This window comes from Mizugakiibacter sp. (genome assembly GCF_039680435.1).
Taxonomy (GTDB): Bacteria; Pseudomonadota; Gammaproteobacteria; order Xanthomonadales; family Rhodanobacteraceae; genus Mizugakiibacter.
In genome coordinates this window covers 12,971-31,863 of the sequence record NZ_JBDKSX010000108.1, presented here as the reverse complement: position 1 = coordinate 31,863, position 18,893 = coordinate 12,971, and the positions used below count along the sequence as shown (strand labels likewise).

At 70.8% G+C, this 18,893-nt stretch carries 18 protein-coding genes and 1 riboswitch; of the genes, 8 read left to right on the top strand and 10 right to left on the bottom strand.

Annotated elements, in window-relative coordinates:
• The 3 genes from ABFC67_RS11645 to ABFC67_RS11635 all read right to left on the bottom strand — a co-directional run.
• The coding region (locus ABFC67_RS11645; RefSeq protein WP_346738192.1) for a nicotinamide mononucleotide transporter at positions 1-208 on the bottom strand (208 nt) is incomplete at its 3' end.
• Between the two features lie 2 nt (positions 209-210).
• Positions 211-2,418, bottom strand: coding sequence for a TonB-dependent siderophore receptor (locus ABFC67_RS11640; protein WP_346738191.1), 2,208 nt, complete (start codon positions 2,416-2,418; stop codon positions 211-213).
• A gap of 56 nt (positions 2,419-2,474) precedes the next feature.
• Positions 2,475-2,570, bottom strand: a riboswitch (TPP riboswitch).
• A gap of 31 nt (positions 2,571-2,601) precedes the next feature.
• Complete coding sequence (locus ABFC67_RS11635) at positions 2,602-3,735, bottom strand: phosphotransferase (RefSeq protein ID WP_346738190.1); 1,134 nt, start codon at positions 3,733-3,735, stop codon at positions 2,602-2,604.
• A 318-nt stretch (positions 3,736-4,053) separates the two neighbouring features.
• On the opposite strand from ABFC67_RS11635, the gene ABFC67_RS11630 reads away from it, so the two are divergent.
• Positions 4,054-4,545, top strand: a complete 492-nt coding sequence (locus ABFC67_RS11630; RefSeq protein ID WP_346738189.1) for a PIN domain-containing protein — start codon at positions 4,054-4,056, stop codon at positions 4,543-4,545.
• A gap of 123 nt (positions 4,546-4,668) precedes the next feature.
• Here the strand turns inward: ABFC67_RS11630 and ABFC67_RS11625 are convergent, their stop codons facing one another.
• Complete coding sequence (locus ABFC67_RS11625; RefSeq protein ID WP_346738188.1) at positions 4,669-5,280, bottom strand: gamma-glutamylcyclotransferase; 612 nt, start codon at positions 5,278-5,280, stop codon at positions 4,669-4,671.
• A 220-nt stretch (positions 5,281-5,500) separates the two neighbouring features.
• Between ABFC67_RS11625 and ABFC67_RS11620 the strand changes: the two genes are divergently transcribed.
• Both ABFC67_RS11620 and ABFC67_RS11615 read left to right on the top strand, forming a co-directional pair.
• Entirely contained in the window at positions 5,501-6,559 is a 1,059-nt protein-coding gene (locus ABFC67_RS11620) for a diguanylate cyclase (RefSeq protein ID WP_346738187.1), read from the top strand.
• 56 nt (positions 6,560-6,615) lie between these two features.
• Positions 6,616-7,266 carry a hypothetical protein gene (locus ABFC67_RS11615; RefSeq protein WP_346738186.1) on the top strand — a complete coding sequence of 217 codons (651 nt, stop codon included), beginning with the start codon at positions 6,616-6,618 and terminating at the stop codon, positions 7,264-7,266.
• Positions 7,267-7,367: 101 nt separating this feature from the next.
• Here the strand turns inward: ABFC67_RS11615 and ABFC67_RS11610 are convergent, their stop codons facing one another.
• Positions 7,368-7,595, bottom strand: coding sequence for a hypothetical protein (locus ABFC67_RS11610; RefSeq protein WP_346738185.1), 228 nt, complete (start codon positions 7,593-7,595; stop codon positions 7,368-7,370).
• Between ABFC67_RS11610 and ABFC67_RS11605 the strand changes: the two genes are divergently transcribed.
• The 5 genes from ABFC67_RS11605 to ABFC67_RS11585 all read left to right on the top strand — a co-directional run bounded on the left by ABFC67_RS11605 (position 7,585) and on the right by ABFC67_RS11585 (position 14,116).
• Positions 7,585-9,516 (top strand): diguanylate cyclase, encoded by a 1,932-nt coding sequence (locus ABFC67_RS11605; RefSeq protein WP_346738184.1) that lies wholly within the window; start codon positions 7,585-7,587, stop codon positions 9,514-9,516. The genes ABFC67_RS11610 and ABFC67_RS11605 overlap by 11 nt on opposite strands.
• Before the next feature lie 133 nt (positions 9,517-9,649).
• On the top strand, positions 9,650-9,826 hold the full coding sequence (locus ABFC67_RS11600) for an oxidoreductase-like domain-containing protein (protein ID WP_346738183.1): 177 nt from the start codon (positions 9,650-9,652) through the stop codon (positions 9,824-9,826).
• Positions 9,827-9,942: 116 nt separating this feature from the next.
• Positions 9,943-10,521 (top strand): GNAT family N-acetyltransferase, encoded by a 579-nt coding sequence (locus ABFC67_RS11595; RefSeq protein ID WP_346738182.1) that lies wholly within the window; start codon positions 9,943-9,945, stop codon positions 10,519-10,521.
• Positions 10,522-10,765: 244 nt separating this feature from the next.
• Positions 10,766-12,889, top strand: a complete 2,124-nt coding sequence (locus tag ABFC67_RS11590; protein WP_346738181.1) for a sensor domain-containing diguanylate cyclase — start codon at positions 10,766-10,768, stop codon at positions 12,887-12,889.
• A gap of 117 nt (positions 12,890-13,006) precedes the next feature.
• Positions 13,007-14,116, top strand: a complete 1,110-nt coding sequence (locus ABFC67_RS11585) for a tellurite resistance/C4-dicarboxylate transporter family protein (RefSeq protein ID WP_346738180.1) — start codon at positions 13,007-13,009, stop codon at positions 14,114-14,116.
• 8 nt (positions 14,117-14,124) lie between these two features.
• Here the strand turns inward: ABFC67_RS11585 and ABFC67_RS11580 are convergent, their stop codons facing one another.
• The 5 genes from ABFC67_RS11580 to ABFC67_RS11560 all read right to left on the bottom strand — a co-directional run bounded on the left by ABFC67_RS11580 (position 14,125) and on the right by ABFC67_RS11560 (position 18,884).
• Positions 14,125-15,201 carry a chemotaxis response regulator protein-glutamate methylesterase gene (locus ABFC67_RS11580; protein WP_346738179.1) on the bottom strand — a complete coding sequence of 359 codons (1,077 nt, stop codon included), beginning with the start codon at positions 15,199-15,201 and terminating at the stop codon, positions 14,125-14,127.
• Positions 15,198-15,719, bottom strand: a complete 522-nt coding sequence (locus ABFC67_RS11575) for a chemotaxis protein CheD (protein WP_346738178.1) — start codon at positions 15,717-15,719, stop codon at positions 15,198-15,200. Before ABFC67_RS11575 ends, ABFC67_RS11580 begins: the two co-directional genes overlap by 4 nt.
• Positions 15,720-15,722: 3 nt before the next feature.
• Positions 15,723-16,529, bottom strand: a complete 807-nt coding sequence (locus tag ABFC67_RS11570) for a protein-glutamate O-methyltransferase CheR (RefSeq protein WP_346738196.1) — start codon at positions 16,527-16,529, stop codon at positions 15,723-15,725.
• 100 nt (positions 16,530-16,629) lie between these two features.
• Entirely contained in the window at positions 16,630-17,172 is a 543-nt protein-coding gene (locus ABFC67_RS11565) for a chemotaxis protein CheW (RefSeq protein ID WP_346738195.1), read from the bottom strand.
• Positions 17,173-17,219: 47 nt separating this feature from the next.
• Complete coding sequence (locus ABFC67_RS11560; protein WP_346738177.1) at positions 17,220-18,884, bottom strand: methyl-accepting chemotaxis protein; 1,665 nt, start codon at positions 18,882-18,884, stop codon at positions 17,220-17,222.
• Positions 18,885-18,893 lie beyond the last annotated feature (9 nt).

The window sequence follows — 18,893 nt, the reverse complement described above, 5'->3', positions numbered from 1 at the left end:
GGCGCAGCCAGCGATGCCAGCCGTAGACGATCAGCGCCGCGAAGGCGCCCTGCAGCAGGGCGTCGGAGTAGAGCTTGGCGTCGAGGAAGACCGCCGCGTAGACCAGCACCGACAGCAGGCCGATCGGCCAGCCCAGCGGTCGGCGCCGGGCCATCAGCCACACGGCCCAGGCGCTGAGCAGTGCCGCGGCCAGCTCGATCCGGGACATGCTCAGAACGCCGCGTCGAGCGACAGCCGCGCCAGCCGCGGCGCGCCGGGGAACAGGTAGCTGTCGCCGTAGGCGCTGCCGGTATCGCGCCAGTAGAAGCGGTTGAACACGTTGTCGACGTTCAGCCGCCAGGTCAGCGCGTGGCCGTTCCAGCGGGTGGCGTAGCGCAGCCCGAGGTCGAACACGTGGTAGGCCGGCACGTGGATGCGGCCGTCGGGCGTGGCCGGGTTGGCGCTGGCGTAGCGCCAGCCGGCGAGCAGGCCGAGGTCGGCCGCGAGCGGCAGGCGGTAATCCAGATAGACGGCCGTGCGCACGCGCGGCACGTTGACGATCTGGTGGTTCTCGTAGGACGGCGTGCCGGTGTTCTGCGCGCGCGCCTGGATCAGGTTGAGGCTGGCGGTGAGGCGCAGGTCGGGACTGACGCGGCCGGCCGCGTCGAGCTCCAGGCCCGTGTGCACCTGGTCGCCGCGCTGCACGAAGGTGAAGCCCTCGGCGGTGCCGTCCGGCTGCGCGAACTGGTAGGGCTGGCGCATGCGGTACAGCGCCGCCTGCAGGCTCAGCGCGTCGCTCCACTCGTACTTCACGCCGGTCTCGAGCTGGCGCGCCAGCCGCGGCGCCAGCACGGTGCCGCCGTTGGAGGTCCAGTACGGCGCCTCGGCGCCCAGCGACAGGCTCTCGCTGTAGCTCGCGTAGGCGGTCAGCGGCGCGGTCGGCTGCCACAGCACGGCCGCCTGCGGCAGCGCCTTGTCCAGGCGGGTGTCGCGCTGCGGCGCGCCGGCGTCGTCGTAGGCGCGCTCGTCCAGGCGCACGAAGCGGCCGCCGGCCAGCAGTTGCCACTGCGCGCCGAGGTGCAGGCGGTCCATCGCGAAGACCGAGCGCTGCCAACTGGTGAGCGTGCGCGCGGACGGGCCGGGCTGGTTCGGCGAAGGCGCGAAGTAGGGCGGGTCGATCTGGTCGATGTTGCCCGTGCCCACGTAGTCGTAGACGTAGGGTCGCTGGTCGAGCGTGCGGCGGAAGGCGCTGGCGCCGAGGCTGACCTCGTGGCCCACCGCGCCGGTGTCGAAGCTGCCCTTGAGCACGCCGCGCACCTCGTCGTTGCGGCGGGTGTCGTCGGGGCTGCGGTAATCGTAGATGTCGTAATCGCCGTTGGGCGCGAAGAAGTAGCCGGGGGTGGCGCCGCTGGCGCAGTCGGGCGAGTAGAAGCAGCCGTAGGCGAAGGCGACGTTGTCGTCGATCACGCTGCGGCTGCGCCCGGCCGAGAGCTGCGCGCTCCAGCCGTTGTCGAAACGGTAGGCGAAGCGCGCCGTGCTGTTGCTGGCGCGGATGCCCACCGGCTGCTGCCACGGTTCGAAGCCGAGCATGCGCGTGCGGCTGGGGTGGGCGGGAATGGCGCTGCCGCCCAGCAACTGGTAGCCGGATGCCGAGCGCTGCGCGCTGTCCTGGTAGTCGGTGTCGAGTTGCAGCGTCGCGTTCGGGCTGATCTTCCAGTCGGCCGCCAGCGAGAGGAAATTGCGCCGGCCGTCGGCGTGGTCGACATAGGAATGCATGTCCTCGCGCGCGGCGTTGACGCGCACGCCGAAGCGCGGCGAAAGCCAACCGCCCAGGTCGACCGCGCCGTAGCGCGAGCCTTGCGAATCGGTGCCGACGGTGACGCTGCGCACGTCGGCCGGGCGCTTGCTGACGTAGTTGACCAGACCGCCCGGCGCGACCACGCCGGCCTCCAGGCCGCCGAGGCCCTTGAGGATTTCCACCCGCTGCTTGTCTTCCAGCGGCAGCAGTTGCTCGCCGGCGAGGGTCATGTCGTTGAGGCGGTAGGCGGTGGCCAGGTCCAGCACGAAGCCGCGCACGGCGAGGTTCTGGTAGTAGCCGACGGGCGCGTAGTTGTCGCCCAGCGCGGCGTCGGAGCGGGCCAGCTCGCTCAGCGTGCGCGGCTGGCGGTCGTCGATCTGGTCGCGGGTGATCACGCTGACGGCGGCCGGCGTGTCGTGCAGCGGCGCGTTGCCGAAGCTGCCGAAGGTGTCGATCTGCGCGCTGTCGGCGCGGTAGTCCTTGTCGCGCACGGCATTGGCTTCGACCGTGGGCAGCGTCGTGGCCTGCGGCTGCCTGGGCGTGTCGTGCGCTGCGTCGTCGGCATGTGCCGTGGGCGCGTGGGCGGCGACCGCCAGGGCAGACAGGAGGGCAAGGACCAGGGGAGTGCGTGGGAGGGGCATCGTCGTCATCGTCTTCGGGGCGGGGACGAAGCGACGGCGACGCGGCGCGCGGGCGCGCGCCGGATCTGCAAGCTCCCTACGCCGGTGCGAACCGGATCAGGTTCCAAGGGACTCTCTCAGCCCGGCAACGCCGGGCACCCCCGCTTCAGACGCCTATTGAACCACGAAACGACGTGCGCCGGCTCAGGCGCAGTCGCGAATGGCCTGCAGCAGGGCCTGTCCGGGCGGCGTGCCGAACCACGCGGCGTGGCCGCGCAGGAAGGTGTCGTAGGCGACGTCGGCGTTGGCGCGCGCTTGCGTGACGGCGTGGAAATATTCCACTTCGGACAGCGCGAAATCCACGTGCACCAGCGGCAGCAGGCCGGCCAGCAGGCCGATCGCCGCGGCGTCCAGCGGCCGCCGTTGGCGGTAGCCGGCGATCAGCGCGCCGGCGATGTCGGCGTGCGCCGCCTCGTCGCCGTCCAGCGCCAGCCAGGCGATCGCGTTGCGCTCGATCGCGGTGGCCAGGTCGAACAGCGCGAAGTTGCGCGCGGCCAACCCGAAGTCGAACACCGCGCTGATGCGCGCGTCGGCATCGGCGCCGCTCCAGCACAGGTTGGAGCCGTGCCAGTCGTTGTGCGTCCACAGCGGCGCCTGCCGCGCCAGCCGCGGCTGCACGGCGGCGTGCCACGGCGCGAGCAGTTCGGCGAAATCGCGGCGCCAGTCGCGCCCGCGCAGGTAGTCGGCCAACCCCGGCCTCGCCGGCAACTGCGCGCGCAGCGCGGCGACGGGGTCGGGCGAGGCGATGAGCTCGGCGCGCGCGACCAGCATGTGCGTGTCGCGCTGGGGCGCGCGGTAGCTCGCCGCCGCGTCGTGCAGCGTCGCGAGCATGTGGCCGGCGGCATGCGCGTGCGCGCGATCCCGCAGCGGCGACCACGAGGCCGCTTCGCGATACAAATCGAGGCCGGCGGCGTGCGCGTGCACTTCGTACACCCAGTCGCCGCTCGCCACCGCGGTCCGCCCCTGCGCGTCGGCGAGCACCGCCGGCACCGGCACGCCGGCGTCGCGCAGGTGCGCCATGAAGCGATGTTCTTCGCCGAGCGTGGCGGGCGAGCGCACGCGGCGGTGATGGCGCTTGACGAAGACCACGCCGGACGCCGTCTCGACCAGGCACGCGGCCGACAGCGGACGCGGGCTGTGCCAGACGATGCGCTGCGGCGGCCCCAATCGCGGATAGCCGCGCAGCAGCGCGGCGACGTCGGCGCCGGTCAGCGCCGGCCAGTCCGGCGCCACGCTGTCGCCGGCCAGCCCGTGCACGCGATGGCTTGGATCGTTCATGGGCGGGCGCGGCTCGACTCGACGGGAACGGCGGTGGACGGCGGATTATCGGGCAAGCGCGCGCCGCCTGCTTCATGCGCCGCGGGCACTCGCCGCAGGGATTCATGCAGGCCTTCCGTGCCGCGAAGCGCCGGCCGGGGGCGATGCCTTGCGGGGGATCGCCGCTCGGGAAGCCTCTATACTTTGCCGGATCGAGGAACGCCCGGACGGTGGTATCCCCCGCATTGCGTGCCGGAAGCGCGGGGCCCGCCGTGGGACGTCGCTGTCGCGGAGCCGGATCAGGATGACATTCCCGTTGACGCTGCATTTCCCGGGGCCATGCCGGTGCCGCCAGCCTGCGCGCGCGTGATGCCTGCCGAGCGCCCGTCTTCCCGCCTCGTCCTCGACACCAACGTGTGCCTGGACCTGTTCGTGTTCCGCGATCCGCGCTGGGTGCGGCTCGAAGCCGCGCTGCGCGCGGGCGCGATGGTCGCCGTCACGCGCGAGGATTGCCGCGAGGAGTGGCTGCGCGTCCTGCACTACCCGCAGTTCGCGCTGGACGAGGCCGGGCGCGCGCAGGCACGCGCCGGCTTCGACGCGCTGATCCGCTGCCTGCCGGCGCACGCGCTGGCGCCGCGGCCCGAGGTGGTCTTGCCGCGCTGTTCCGATCCCGACGACCAGAAATTCCTCGACCTCGCGCTGTGCGCGCGGGCCGTCGCGCTGATCAGCAAGGACAAGGCGCTGCTCGGACTGCGTCGCCGCGTGGCGAAGCTGGGCGCGTTCGACATCCTGTCGCCGGAGGCGTGGCTGGCGTCGGCGGCGACCGCCTAGCGCGGCTTCGCGCAAGGTGGGCCAAGCCGCGCGACGGAGGCGCGCCGCTGCGTGCGGTCATGCGGCGGGGCCTCGCCCCGCGTGGCGCGCCGTGACGGATTCGTTGCCGCGTGCGGCGGCCGCCTACGGGGCGCGGGGCGCGTCGTCTTCCAGCGCCAGCAGGTGCGCTTCGATGCCGGCGACGTGCGGATCATGCTCGCCGAGTTCGCGCAGCGCCGCGGCGAGCTGCAGCAGGTAATCGCGGTTGCTGCCGCTGGGGCCGGACGCGGCGGCGATGTGCCGCGCGATCTCGCGCTCGGGCGCCGGCCCCAGGAAGGCGGCGTTGTCCGCGCCGGCGATGTAGACCAGGCCTTGCGCGCGGCCGCCGTCGCCGAAGCACAGTTCCGTCGCCTGGCGCAGATAGCCGTTCTTCTCGCGATGATCGAGGTGACGGAAAACGTCCGGCGTGACCAGATACGCCATGCCGGCGCACACGGCGTCGGGTTCCGCCACCAGCGTGACCACGCGTCCCGGCGCCTGCGGCGTGCCGCGATGGTCGTGCGAGCCCTGCCAGAAGCGCCGCGCCCAGCCGCGGATGCGTGCCGGGCGGCGTTCGAGATAGGGGAAGTCGGCCTTGTAGATCAGCGAGCCGTAGCCGAACACCCACGCCGCGGCGAGGGCGTCGGGGCGATCCGTGTTGCGCCTGGCGGCGAGCGTGTCGGTGGGCATGGTGTCGTGGCCGTGGAACGCGCGCATGGTACGGCACCCGACGCGTCGTCGCGGCCGACGCCGGGGCCGCTGCCCGGCATGGGCGGCATCCGCGGGCGCCACCGCCAGCGGCGCGTCGAGGGGCGGGCCGCCAGTAAATAAGAGCAAATGGCACATTTTCACCTAACGTGACAATTGCGCCACGGCATGTGGCATCCATCTTGCTGAATTCTCCGCGGCCTCTCCCCGGTCGCCGAAGTTCCGCACCATGTCCGCGCGCATGCCCGGCAAACCGTCGCCCACCGCGAGCGCGTTGCGCTTCGTCGCGCGCGTGCACGGCCTGCGCACGCTCGGCCTGGGGCTGGGTTTCTTCGCGGTGGCGGCGGCGCTGCAGCCGCAGCGCCCGTCCGCGGCAGTGTGGGTGCTGCTCGTGCTGAACGGCTTCGCCTGGCCGCACGTCGCGCGCCGGCTGGCCGGCCACAGCGCCCATCCGGTGCGCGCCGAGTGCCGCAACCTGATGGTCGATTCGGCGATGGGCGGCGTGTGGGTGGCGCAGATGCAGTTCAACCTGCTGCCCAGCGTCGCGCTGGTGGCGATGCTGGCGATGGACAAGATCGCCGTCGGCGGCTGGAAGCTGTTGGCGCGCGGGCTGCTGCTGCAGGCCGTCGCCTGCGCGCTGACCGCGGCGACCCGCGGTTTCGCTTTCGCGCCGGCCACGGGCATGTTCGAGATCGCCGCGACGGTGCCGTTCCTGGCGCTTTACCCGCTGGCGGTAAGCATGACGATGTATCGGCTCAGCCAGCGCGTGCGCAGCCAGAACCGCCTGCTGGCGCGCCTGAGCAGCATCGACGACCTGAGCGAGCTGCTCAATCGCGGCCCGTGGGAAGAGGCCGTCGCCGACGCGCTCGATCGCCACCGGCGCGACGGCAAGCCCGCCACGCTGCTGATGATCGACATCGACCACTTCAAGAGCATCAACGACCGGCACGGCCATCCGGCCGGCGACGAGGTGATCGGCCGCGTCGCCGCGATCATCCGCCACTGCGTGCGCGAGGGCGACATGGCCGGACGCTATGGCGGCGACGAATTCGGCGTCGTGCTGCACGGCGCCGATGCGGCCGACGCGGCCGCCGTCGCCGAACGCATCCGCGCCATCGTCGCCGTGTCCAGGTTCGGGCACGCCGAGGATTTGCGCTGCACGCTCAGCATCGGCATCGCCCAGGCGGGCGAGGAAACCCTCGACGCGCGCGACTGGATCAAGCAGGCCGACGCCGCGCTGTACCGCGCCAAGCACGACGGCCGCAACCGCATGTCGAGCGTGGTTTGAGCGCGCGACGCCGTCGCGCGCGCCATGTGCCAAAGGAAAACAGGAAGCCGTCTGCCGTGGGACGCATCACCGACACTTTCTCGACAGCATTCGCGAGCCGCGTGCATGCGCGCCGTCGCGCGATCGCGGGCGCGCTTGCCGCCGCCATCGCCGTCGCCGGCTGCGGCGGATCGGCGGAGCAGGCAGCGCCGCCGCGCCGTCCGCAGCAGGCCGGCCAGCCGGCGAATCCCTACGCGATGGCGGGCCGCGTCGCCGCCGCGCGCGCGGCAGCCGCGGCCGGCGACACGCGCGCCGCGCAGGCGCAGGTCGAAGCCGCGCAGAAGGACATGCTGCGCGCGATGCGCGTGCCCGATCCTCATCGCCCCGTCGACCACGAATCCGCGCGCGCCGCGGTGCGCCCGCTCCGGGGCGTGCGCGCGGCGGTGTGGCTGGATGGCGCCAACCTGCTGGTGATGGTCGACGGCCAGCGCTACCGCAGCATGGACACCATCGACCGCATCTGCCTCGCCCTCGAACCGCTGGGCGACACCCTGTCCGTGGTGATCAACCTGCAGGACGTCATCGCGAAGAACGGCGACGAAGCGACCACGCTCTCGCGCAACTGCCAGTTGGCCGAAGGCGAGCGCGCGTTCCTGCAGCGCAAACGCGAGGTGGACGTGGTGGGCCCGGAACTGCGCAGGACGTTCAAGGCGCTGCAGGGTGGGTAGCGGCCGCATCGATCGCGGTCGCGGATCGATGCGGCCCGCGGGGCGGCACGAAACCCGTGCAGGTGCCGCCGCGCAATGGCACACTTTTTTTGCAGATTGCATCACGAAGTCACGAAGATCCACAGCAGGGGCCTGCCGGACCGGGTAGCGTGCAAGTCGACGGACCCGCGCGGCGTGTCCGGGCCGGAAAACGCCTGGGCGGTGCCGCCGCGGTTCCTGCCGATGCGGGCCGGCGTCCCGTCGCCGGTCGAAAGGGGGTCCATGCCGCGCTCGATGCGTCCTCGTTGCCTGCCTGGCTGGATGCTTGGGCTTTTGCTGGTGGCGGCCACGGCCGCCTGGGCCGCTCCGCAACGGTCGGCTTCCGCGTTCGACCACCTCGCCGACCGCATCGACAATGATGAGCTGGCGCCTTCCGGCACGGCGGATGCCGAGCGCATCGTCGCCGAGCTGCGCGCGCTGCTGCCGCCGGGCGACGCCGCGCGCGACATGCGCTACCGCTATCTCAATTGCTACCTCGGCTTCAACAACGACGCGCGCGGCGGCTTCGACTACGCCACGCGGGGACTGGCCGACGCGCGCGTGGCCGGCGACGCCAACGCCGAGGCCAACTTCAACCTCTGCCGCGGCCGCTATCGCGAGATGCTGACCACGGCGCACGATGCGCTGGCCGACTACGACGCCGGCGTGGCCATCGCACGACGGCTGGAAAACCCGCGGTTGACCGCCGACGCGCTGACCTTCCGCGGCGGCGTGGCCTCGCTGCTGGGCGAACAGGCCAAGGCGCTGGCCGATTTCGTCGAGGCACAGCGCCTCTACGAGCTCACGCACCGCACCCGTGCCGCGGAATCCAACCTGCTCAACGTCGCGACCGCCTATCGACGCATCGGCGAATACGACAAGGCGCGCGTTTACCTCGACCAGGCCAAGACCAACGCCGTGCGCCGCGGCGACGTGCAGAGCGAGTACGTTGCCGACGTCCAGCTCGGCTTCCTGCACACCGAGCAGGGGCACCCAGAACTCGGCCTCGAAGTCGCGCAGGAGGCGCTGGAGCTGGCGCACAGGATGGGCGATCGCCAGAGCATCGGCGCCGCGCGACTTGCCGTGGTCGATGCGCTGATCGCGCAGAAGCAGCACGCGCAGGCGATCGAGGTTCTCGGCCAGGCACAGGCCGATTTTGCCGCGGCCTCGGACCGCTCCGAAGGCGGCATGCTCAACCTCGACTACGGCCTGGCTTATGTCGGGCTGGGCCAGTACGCGCGCGCGATCAAGGCGTTGGACGTCGCCGAGCGCGAGCTGCACGGCAGCAGCAACCTGCGTTATCTCGCCCAGTTGTACGAGGCGCGTTCGGCAACCTACGAGGCCATGCGCCAGCCCGCTGCTGCGCTGGTCGACCTCAAGCGCGCGATGGCGGCGCGCGACGTCGTGCAGCGCATGGCCCGCACGCAGTACAGCACGTGGATCGGCTACCAGTTCGACAGTCAGCGGCGCGATCTCGAGAACCGCCGCCTGCGCGCCGAGGCGACGCTGAAGGAGCAGCGCCTGGCCTCGCTGGAACGTGTGCGCAATTGGCAGGCGGCGACGCTGCTGTTCGCCACGCTGCTGCTGCTGTTGCTGGCGGCGCTGGCGGTGCGGCAATACCTGGGCTCGCGGCGGCTGCGCCGGATGGCGCTCACCGATGCGCTGACCGGCATCGCCAACCGCCGCCACATCGAGCACGTCGCCGGCGTGGCGCTCAGGCAAGCGCTCGCGGCGCGCGGCGAGCTTTGCGTGCTGCTGCTCGACATCGACCACTTCAAGCAGGTCAACGACCGCTGCGGCCATCCGGCCGGCGACGAGGTGCTGCGGCGCGTGGTCGTCGCCTGCCAGCGCGTGCTGCGGCGGGACGACCGCCTCGGCCGGGTCGGCGGCGAGGAGTTCCTGATCGTGCTGCCCGACACCACGCTCGGCGCGGCCGAGCAGGTGGCCGAGCGCCTGCGCACCGGCATCGAGGCGCTGGCGCTGGACGACATCGTGCCCGGCCTGCGCGTCTCCGCCAGCCTGGGCGTGGCCTGCCTGGCGAACCCGGACGAGAACGTGGACGGCCTGATCGCGCGCGCCGATGCCGCGCTCTACTGCGCCAAGCGTCGTGGCCGCAACCGCACGCACGTCGCCAGCGGCGAGGCGCTTGACGAGGAGCGTCCGGTCGTCGCGCCCCTCGCGCACGCCCGCAGCGGCGGTGCGGACGTGGCGTCGGCGACCGCGCCGGAGTGAATCCGCGCGACAGCAGGCCGGGCGTGCGCATGGGCGCGCGCTACGACTTTGGTCGGCCGGTTTCGCAAAACGCTCGCGGCCGCGGCGCGCTTGCGTGTACGCTGGAACCAGGCAACGCACGCGGAGCCGGAACATGGCCCCCGACAACGATCCGCGGCCCTCGCCGCCGGAAATGCCGCTGCCGGACGATTGCTGCGGCGTCGGCTGCCCGCACTGCGTCCTCGACGTCTACGAGGACGAACTGGCGCGGTACGAGGCCGAACTCGCGGCTTGGCGCACGCGCCATCCGGACGCGCCCGTCGAACCGTGACCCGTCGGCGGGCTGCGCGGACGCGGCGCTCGTCGCGCCCGCGAGGGGCTCGCGCGCGCCCGCGATTTCCCGCTAGGCTGGAACCGCGCGCTGCCGCGCACCGGAGCCACGCCGCCATGACCTCACCGCATCCGCTGCCCGGCAGCGCGCGGCTCGCCCTGCGCCGCTTCACCGTCGCCGACCGCGCGCTGCTCTACCGCCTGCACCGCGATCCGCGCGTGATGCGTTTCGCCGGCGGGGTGCTCGACCGCGCCGCATCGGAGGCGATGCTGCACGAACGCATCCTCGACTACTACGCGCAGCATCCCGGACTGGGCGTGTGGGCGACGCTGGAGCGCGCGAGCGGCGCCTGCGTCGGCCTGCATCTGCTGAACCACATCCGCGGCGAAGCGCATATCCAGGTGGGCTACCTGCTGTTTCCCGAGTACTGGGGGCGCGGTTACGCCACCGAGATGGCGTCCGCCGTGCTGCGCTACGGCTTCGCCGCACTGGGGCTGGCGCAGATCGTGGCGATCACCGACCGCGCCAACGCCGATTCGCAGCACGTGCTGCTGAAGATCGGCCTGCAGCACCGCGGCGAGCGCAGCCTGACGCACCCGGCCTACGCGAAGCAGGGACCGCTGGCGTGGTTCGAGCGCGACGCCGCGGACTGGCTGGCCGAGCGCGACCCGCACACCGCCGCCGCGCGTCCCTGAGGGCGCCGAATACGCCGTGTGACATTTCCATACAGACCCCGCGGGCTTTGACGCCGGTCAAATCGCGGCCGCATGCGGCCCATAGCATCGATTGCGCGTAAGCGGCGAGCGGGCGGCACGCAAGGGATGGGGTCGCGGGGCATGCCTCCTGCCCGCTCCGGAACGCGGACGCCGGCGCTGGTCCAGGAAGTCCCCAGGGGGGCGAGGCGTGGAAAAGACGGCTGCATGGCGCGATGCGAACCTGATGGCCCGCCGCTCGCGCTGGCTGCTGATCCTCGGTTTTCTCAGCGCGGCGGCGATCCCGATCGGCATGGCCGCAGTGGGGCTGCTGGTCGCCGGCGCCGAGTTCCGCGCGCAGATGGGCGCGGTGCGCCTGTCGCTGGCGCGTACGGCCGCGGCTGACGTCGACCTCGCCGTCGCTACCGCGCAGGCCAAGCTGCGCACGGTCGCCGCACGGCTGGCCGACGATGCAGCCCTGCGCCGCGATCACGCGGCGCTCGCGGCCGCGCTGGAGGGGGTGCAGCGCAACTCGGTGAACCTGCAGTCGCTCGCGGTGGTCGACGCCGGCGGCGCGGTGATCGCGGCCTATCCCGACGCTTCGCCGGCGCGCGCGCTGGCGGCGCAGGCGCGCGCCTCCGCGGCGATCGCGCCGCACGGGGGCGCCGCGCTGGTGCTGATGCGCGTGCCGGTGCGCGCGGCGGACGGCAGCGAGGCCGGCGCGGTGGTCGGCGTCGCGCCGCTGGCGCGCGTCTTCGCCACGCTGCGCGTGCAGCAGTTCGCGGGCACCGATGCGGTTTCGCTGCTGGCGCGCGACGGCCGCACGCTGCTCAGCTCCGATGCCGTGCGCGCCGGCCAGATCGGCGTTGCCGGCGCGGTGCTCGACCTGCTGCGGCGCGGCGGCGAGGGCAGCGGCGAATACCGTGCGCGCAGCGACGGGCGGCAGGAATTCGGCACGGTCGCGCAAGCGCGCAGTGTGCCGCTGGCGCTGCTCGTCAGCCAGGCCAGCGCGGAGGGTTTCGGCGTGCTGCGCATGCTGCGCCGGGTGCAGGTCGCGGCAATCGGCGGGCTGCTCGCGCTGGGAGCCGGCCTGCTGGTGCTGTCGCTGCGTGCTCACCACGCGTTCCAGCGGCGCATGCACGAAGCCGGCGCGACGCTGCGCGCGGTGGTCGAAGGCACCACCGACGTGATCTTCCTGCACGACCGCGAAGGGCGCGTGCTGCTGACCAATCCGGCCGGCGAAGCCTTCGCCGGACGCTGCATGGACCAGATCGTCGGGCACCCGTCCGCCGACTGGTTGGACGCCGCGACCGCGCGCGCGATGGAGGCGCGCCGTCGCGAGGCCATCGCCCGCGGCAAGCCGGTCGCCGGCGAGGAGGTGTTCCGCATCAACGGCAAGGTGCGCGAATACTCGGTGGTGCGCGCTGCGGTCGACGACGCCGGCGGCAACGTGCACGGCGTGGTCAGCGTGCTGCGCGACATCACCGCGATGAAGCGCACGCTGCGCGCGTTGCGACGCAGCGAGCGGCGCTTTCGCGACCTGTTCGAGCAGAGCCCGAGCTTCATCTGGATGCACGACGCCGAGGGGCGGCTGCTGGGCGCGAATCCGGCAACCGCGCGCGCGCTCGGCAGCAACGTCGATGCGCTGGCCGGACGCAGCCTGCTGGAGTTCGTGCCGCCCAGCGAGCATGCGGCATTCGCCGAATATCTGCGCGCGGTCGCGGCGCGGGGCACGGCCGCGGGGACGCTGTGCGTGCGCCATGCCGACGACACGCTGCACACCTGGCACTTTGCCAGCCGCATGTACGCGCAGGACGACGACAGCCCCTACGTGCTGGGCTACGCGCAGGACATCACCGAGCGCGAGGACTACGAGCGGCGGCTGATCGAGCTGAGCCGGCGCGATCCGCTGACGCGCTGCTGGAACCGGCGCTATCTCGAGGAGTTCGAGCGGCGCGCCGGCCCGCACGGGCGCTGGGGCTGCGTGGTCGTCGACCTCGACCACTTCAAGGCGGTCAACGACACCCTCGGCCACAAGCAGGGCGACTCGGTGCTGGTGGCGATGGGCGGCTTCCTCTCCGGGATCGGGCGCAGCGGCGACGCGGTGGTGCGCCTCGGCGGCGACGAATTCGTGCTGCTGGTCGACGGCGCTTCGGCGACGGATCTCGCCGGCCTGGTGGCGCGCATCGAGCGCCAGGCGCGCGCGCAGACGCCGACCGGCTTTTCCTACGGCTGGGCGCTGCACAGCGACGGCGAGTCGCTGGAGCGCACCATCCAGCGCGCCGACGAACACCTCTATCAGCGCCGTCGCGCGCAGCGCGCCGGCATGCAGGTGCGCGGCAGCGTGGAAGGGCAGGTGCGGGCGTCGTGATCGCGAGATTTCGCCGCGGCGGCTGCGGCATCCTGCCGCAGGACGCGGATCGCGGCGGATGCTACTTGTGCGCATCGGGGTTGCGCCCGCAGGCGGGACGCGACGGGGGGGTGGGGCATGGCGAACGCAGTGTCGACGAAGACGGTAGCGTGCGGCGATGCGCCGGCGACGGCGCTGCGCGCGCGGCTCGCGGACGGTATCCGGCGGCTCTATCCCGGCTACTTCGCCATGGTGATGGCCACCGGCATCATCTCCAACACGGCGCGCCTGCTCGGTTTCGAGCCGCTCTCCGACGCGCTGCTCGGCGTCAACCTGCTGGCGTTCGGCTGGCTGACGCTGGCGCTGGCGCTGCGCACGCTGCTGTTTCCGCGCGCGCTGTGGGCCGACCTGGTCGACCCGCGCCTGGTGTTCTCGTTCTTCACCATCGTCGCCGCCGCGGACGTGCTCGGCATCCAGTTGCTGATGCGCGGGCACGTGTCGGCGGCGCTGGCGCTGTGGCTGTTCGCGTTCGTGGTGTGGATCGCGCTGGCCTACCTCAGCTTCAGCGTGCTCACCTTCGTCAACGCCGGCAGCGGCGCCGACGTGATCCACGGCGGCTGGCTGATCGCCATCGTCGGCACCGAGTCGCTGGCGATCCTCGGCGCGCTGCTGGCTCCGGCGCTCGGGACGTGGAAGGCGCCGATGTTCGTCGCCGCGCACATGCTGTGGGGCGTCGGCATCGTCCACTACGGCATCTTCATCACCCTGTTCAGCTATCGACTGTTCTTCCTGCGCGTGGAATCGGCGGACATGACGCCGCTGTTCTGGGTGATCATGGGCGCCGCCGCGATCAGCACCAACGCCGGCTCGACGCTGATCATGTCCGACACCGGCATCCCGTTCCTGCTCGCGCTGCGGCCGTTCGCCGACGGCACCACGCTGATCCTGTGGGCCTGGGCGACATGGTGGATTCCGCTGCTGGTGGTGTTCGGCGTGTGGAAATACGTGGTGCGCGGCGAGCGCCTCGGCTACCACCCGAGCTTCTGGAGCCTGGTGTTCCCGCTGGGGATGTACGCGCTGGCGACCTGGCGGCTGTCGCTCGCCGCCGACTTCGCGCCGCTGCAGTGGGTGCCGCGCATCATGCTGTGGGTGGCGCTGGCGGCGTGGGTGGCGACGATGTACGGCGCGCTGGCGGCGGCCTGGCGCGGACTGCGTCCCGATGCAGCCGGCGCGCGAAGGGAGAATTGAGCGGCCTCTCAGGCGCGCATTTGCAGCAGGATTTCCCTCGCGATCGCGCTCAGCGGCACCGATTTCTCCACGGCATCGCGCCCGACCGCCTCCTTGGGCATGCCATACACCACGCAGCTCGCCTCGTCCTGCGCGACGGTCCGCGCGCCGGCCTTGCGCATCTCCAGCAGGCCGGCGGCGCCGTCATCGCCCATGCCGGTCATGATGATGCCGAGCGCATTCGCACCGGCGCATTTCGCGGTCGAGCGGAACAGCACGTCGACCGACGGGCGGTGCCGGTTCACCAGCGGACCGTCGGTGACCTCGACGAAATACTGCGCGCCGTTGCGCCGCAGCAGCATGTGCCTGCCGCCGGGCGCGATCAGCGCGCGCCCCGGGACGACGCGATCGTTGTTCACGGCCTCCTTGACGGCCACCTGGCACAGTCCGTCGAGCCGGGCGGCGAACGCGGCGGTGAACTTCTCCGGCATGTGCTGCACGATGACGATGCCGGGCGATACCCGGGGCAACGCGGTCAGCACTTCCTCGAGCGCCTGCGTTCCGCCGGTCGAGGTGCCGATGGCCACGACGCGCTCGGTCGTCCGCGCCATTGCGCGCGCCTCGCCCGGCGCCAGGATGATGTCCGCCGTGTACCTGGCTGGCGCCACCGGCGTCGCGGCGCTGCGTGCAGCCAGGCGTTTGACGTTCGCGCACGCGGCGGACCTGACCGCGGCGATCAGGTCGTCGGACGCATCGTGCAGGAACTGCCTGAGGCCGAGCTTGGGCTTGGTGATGATCGCGCATGCGCCGGCGGAGAGCGCTTCGACGGTGGTCTGCGCGCCCTTTTCGGTCAGGGTCGAGCAGATGACTACCGGCGTTGGCCGCTCGTGCATGATCTTCTTCAGGAAGGTGATGCCGTCCATGCGCGGCATCTCGACGTCAAGCACGATCACGTCGGGCCAGCGCAGCTTCATGCGTTCCATGGCGAGCAGTGGGTCGGCCACCGCGCCGATGGTTTCGATGCCCGGCTCCGCGTCGAGCATGGCGGTGAGCACCTGCCGCACGACGGCGGAGTCGTCGACCACCAGCACCTTGATCGGGCTCATGTCGGGGAGCCGCCGCGCCGGAAGGGGTCGGCAGGGTGGACCTGGCGCGACCAGACGTGGCCGCTCTCGATGTCGAAGACGACCTGGCGATGGCCGGCACCGAACAGCGACTCCGAAACGATCGGTATCCGATGGAGCTGCAGCAGGGCGCGCGCGGTTTCGCCGTTGCGCCGGCCGATGTCGAGGACATTCGCCGTGGCGCGATCCGGGAACATGTTGCCGCCGCCGAAGATCTTCGCCTGGCATTCGGTGGTCCGCACCCCCGCGTGCCTCAGCTCCCGCAGCATCAGCGTCAGCGCCTCCTCGCCGTAGCGTCCGTCGGCCTCGGTCTCGGCCGCGGCGAATTCGCCGCGCCTCGAAAGAAGGAAATGCGACATCGCGCCCGTCCGCGTCGCGGGGTGCCACAGCGTGATCGACACGCACGACCCCAGCAGCGTGCGTATCCGGTAGCCGTCGCCGCCCACGAAGTGATCGCCGGGTTGCAGGAATATGTCGGTCTTCCTGTTTGCGCCGCGCATGGCCTAGGGCTTCCGGTAGACCGATGGCGCCAGCATGTGCACGGCTTTGGTGATGTCGTTCAGGCTTTCCGCGTGGCCGATGTAGAAGTGCCCGCCGCGTTTCAGCAGCGGCAACACGCGCTCGACGACCTTGCGCTTGGTGTCGTTGTTGAAATAGATCATCACGTTGCGCAGGAAAATGGCGTCGAAGCTGCCTAGTTGAGGCAGCGCCGCGTTGAGGTTGGCCGGCGTGAACCGCACGCGGTTGCGCAGGCTGCCGTCGATCAGCAGGGTGCCCTGCTGCGCGCCGATGCCGCGAAGGCAGAACCGGCGCAGGTAGGCCGGCGGGATGTGCTTGCAGCGTTCGAGCGGATAGTGGCCGGCACGCGCCCGTTGCAGTACCCGCATGCTGATGTCGGATCCGACGACCTCCCAAGGCGCATCGCCAAGGCAGTCGGCCAGCGTCATGGCGATGCTGTAGGCCTCCTCGCCGCTCGAACTGGCGGCGCTCCAGACGCGAAAGGTTTCCGTCCGGCGGTGCGTCGCGGCGACGTGTTGCCGCAGGAAGTCGAAATGCTTGGGTTCGCGGAAGAAGTAGGTTTCGTTGGTCGTCAGCAGGTCGATCGCGGTCTGCGTTTCTTCGGGCGCTTCGCCGCTCGCCAGCAGGCGGAAGTACTCGCCGTAGTTGTCGAGCCTGTATTGCTGCAGGCGCTTGGCCAGGCGTCCGCTGACCAGCGCTTTCTTTGCGGGCGACAGCGTGATGCCGGCGGCATCGAAGATGAACCGCTGGAACTGGACGAATTCCCTGTCTGAGATGGGGGCCGGGCCCATGGCGGTGATCCGTCGGGGCGTGGGCCCGTCCAAGACGGGCTCACGGCCGGTAATGCCGTTTTCTGCTCCGCGCACGACTGAGAGGAGCATGCAGGCGGGCTCAGGTCGGGCCGGGCACGCCGGCGGATGCCTGTGCGTTCGCGCCGACCTGCGCCAGTGCGCTGATCTCGTCGGGTGACAACACCTGGTCGACGTTGAGCAGGATCACGAATTTGCCGTTGACCTTGCCCATGCCGGCAATGAAGTCGGTGCGGATCTTCGCTCCGAATGCCGGCGCCGGCTCGATTTCTGACAGGGGTATTTCCAGCACCGCATTGACGGCATCGACGATGACGCCCATGTCGTGGCGTTCGCCGTCGGACTCGATCTCGACGATGATGATGCAGGTTCGCTTGGTGATCGCCGTGACTTTCCTGCCGAAGCGCGCGGACAGGTCGAGCACCGGCACCACGGCGCCGCGCATGTTGATCACGCCGCGGATGCATTCCGGCATCATCGGCACCTCGGTCAGGCCGGCGTACTCGATGATCTCCTTGATGCCGAGGATGCCGATGGCGAATTGTTCGCCGCCGAGCATGAAGGTCAGATATTGCGACTGCTCGTCGGCGGCTTGCGCCTCCGCAGCCGTTGCCGAGCGGGGCACGCCCGGCCGCTTGTCGTCCACCTGCGCTGATGCGTTCATGGCGGCCCTCAGAACTTGGTGAACTGCGCTTCGTCGAGTTCGGGGGCGCCTGCGAGCGCCAGTTCGCCGGCCGTTTTCGGCGCGGGCGCGCCGCCCGTCCTCGGCTTGGCGCCCGCGGCGACCTTGCGCACGCCGGCCGCGGGTTTCCGTGCGCCGACCGACTCGATGGCGGCGTGATCAAGCTTGAAGAACGCCATCATCTGCTGAAGATGCTCGGCCTGGCTGCTCATCTCCTCGGCAGTGGCGGCGAGTTCTTCGGAGCTCGATGCGTTCTGCTGCGTGGCCTGGCTCAACTGGCTCACCGCCGCGTTGATCTGACCTACGCCGGACGATTGTTCCACCGATGCGGCGGCAATCTCCTGGACCAGGTCCGAGGTCTTCTTGATGCTCGGCACGATCTGGTCGAGCAGCTTGCCCGCCTTCTCGGCGAGATCCACGCTGCCCGAGGCCAGCTCGCTGATCTCCAGCGCGGCCACCTGGCTGCGCTCGGCCAGCTTGCGCACTTCCGCTGCGACCACCGCGAAGCCCTTGCCGTGTTCGCCGGCGCGCGCCGCCTCGATCGCCGCGTTCAGCGCCAGCAGGTTGGTCTGGTAGGCGATGTCGTCGATGATGCCGATCTTTCTGGCGATGTCCTTCATCGCCGTCACCGTAGCGTTGACGGACTCGCCGCCTTCGCTTGCGTCCGTGGCCGCCTTGCTGGCCATGGAGTCGGTGACCTTGGCGTTCTCGGTGTTCTGCGAGATCGAAGCGGTCATCTGCTCGATCGACGCGCTGGTTTCCTCGACGCCGGCGGCCTGCTCGCTGGAGGCCTGGGACAGCGACTGCGCGGTGGTGTTCACCTCCTCCGAGGCGCTGGCCAACGCTTCGGCGCCGCTGTTGACCTCGGCGACCACCTGGGTGAGCTTGGCGATCATGTTCTGCATCGCCAGCAGCAGTTGCCCCGTCTCGTCCTTGCTGGCCGCCTGTATGTGCACGGTGAGGTCGCCCTGCGCCAGCCGGTTGGCCGCATTCACCGCCTCGCCCAGCGGCCGCGTGATGCTGAACGTCACCCACAGCGCGATGATAAGCGCCAGCAGCAGCGCGGCTCCCGCAAGGCCCAGCATCATGGTGCGCGCCGAGTTGTATGCGGCTTCCGCGTCGTCGCTGGACTTGTTCATCAAGTCGCTCTGGAAGCCGGCCAGGCTCTGCATGTCGGATTCGACTGCCTTGAGCGCCGGCACCAGGTCGCTGAAGAGAAATTGGATCGCCTCGTCCTTCTTGCCGTCCTGGATGAATTTCAAGGTGCGCGCCCGTCCCTCGGCATATCGGGCGCGACTCGCCTTGATGTTCTTGAGGATGGCGATGCCTTTTTCCTGGGTGATGACCTTGTCCAGCTTTTCCATGTTGTCGTCGAGCAATTTGCGCTCCTGCTCGATCTTGTCCGCTTCTTCCTTGGCTCGTGTGGGATCGCTGGTGAGGATGATGTTGCGGATGGCCGTGGCGATGGTGCCGACGCTGTTGTTCATCTCGTTGACGATGGCCACCTTGGCATAGCGGTCGTGCACGATGATGCCCATGCTGTCGCTGAGGTTGCTCAGCCGGCTGATGCCGAGATAGGCGATACCCATCAGCAGGATGACCACCAGGCCGAAGCCGAGGCCGAGCCGCATGCCGATTTTCATGTTCTTGAACATGGTTCGTTT

Bases quoted from the DNA above. Each gene is read 5' to 3' on its own strand.
- ABFC67_RS11640 (WP_346738191.1), bottom strand. From the start codon at position 2,418: ATGCCCCTCCCACGCACTCCCCTGGTCCTTGCCCTCCTGTCTGCCCTG.
- ABFC67_RS11635 (WP_346738190.1), bottom strand. From the start codon at position 3,735: ATGAACGATCCAAGCCATCGCGTGCACGGGCTGGCCGGCGACAGCGTG.
- ABFC67_RS11630 (WP_346738189.1), top strand. From the start codon at position 4,054: ATGCCGGTGCCGCCAGCCTGCGCGCGCGTGATGCCTGCCGAGCGCCCG.
- ABFC67_RS11625 (WP_346738188.1), bottom strand. From the start codon at position 5,280: ATGCGCGCGTTCCACGGCCACGACACCATGCCCACCGACACGCTCGCC.
- ABFC67_RS11620 (WP_346738187.1), top strand. From the start codon at position 5,501: ATGTCCGCGCGCATGCCCGGCAAACCGTCGCCCACCGCGAGCGCGTTG.
- ABFC67_RS11600 (WP_346738183.1), top strand. From the start codon at position 9,650: ATGGCCCCCGACAACGATCCGCGGCCCTCGCCGCCGGAAATGCCGCTG.
- ABFC67_RS11595 (WP_346738182.1), top strand. From the start codon at position 9,943: ATGACCTCACCGCATCCGCTGCCCGGCAGCGCGCGGCTCGCCCTGCGC.
- ABFC67_RS11590 (WP_346738181.1), top strand. From the start codon at position 10,766: ATGGCCCGCCGCTCGCGCTGGCTGCTGATCCTCGGTTTTCTCAGCGCG.
- ABFC67_RS11585 (WP_346738180.1), top strand. From the start codon at position 13,007: ATGGCGAACGCAGTGTCGACGAAGACGGTAGCGTGCGGCGATGCGCCG.
- ABFC67_RS11580 (WP_346738179.1), bottom strand. From the start codon at position 15,201: ATGAGCCCGATCAAGGTGCTGGTGGTCGACGACTCCGCCGTCGTGCGG.
- ABFC67_RS11575 (WP_346738178.1), bottom strand. From the start codon at position 15,719: ATGCGCGGCGCAAACAGGAAGACCGACATATTCCTGCAACCCGGCGAT.
- ABFC67_RS11570 (WP_346738196.1), bottom strand. From the start codon at position 16,529: ATGGGCCCGGCCCCCATCTCAGACAGGGAATTCGTCCAGTTCCAGCGG.
- ABFC67_RS11560 (WP_346738177.1), bottom strand. From the start codon at position 18,884: ATGTTCAAGAACATGAAAATCGGCATGCGGCTCGGCCTCGGCTTCGGC.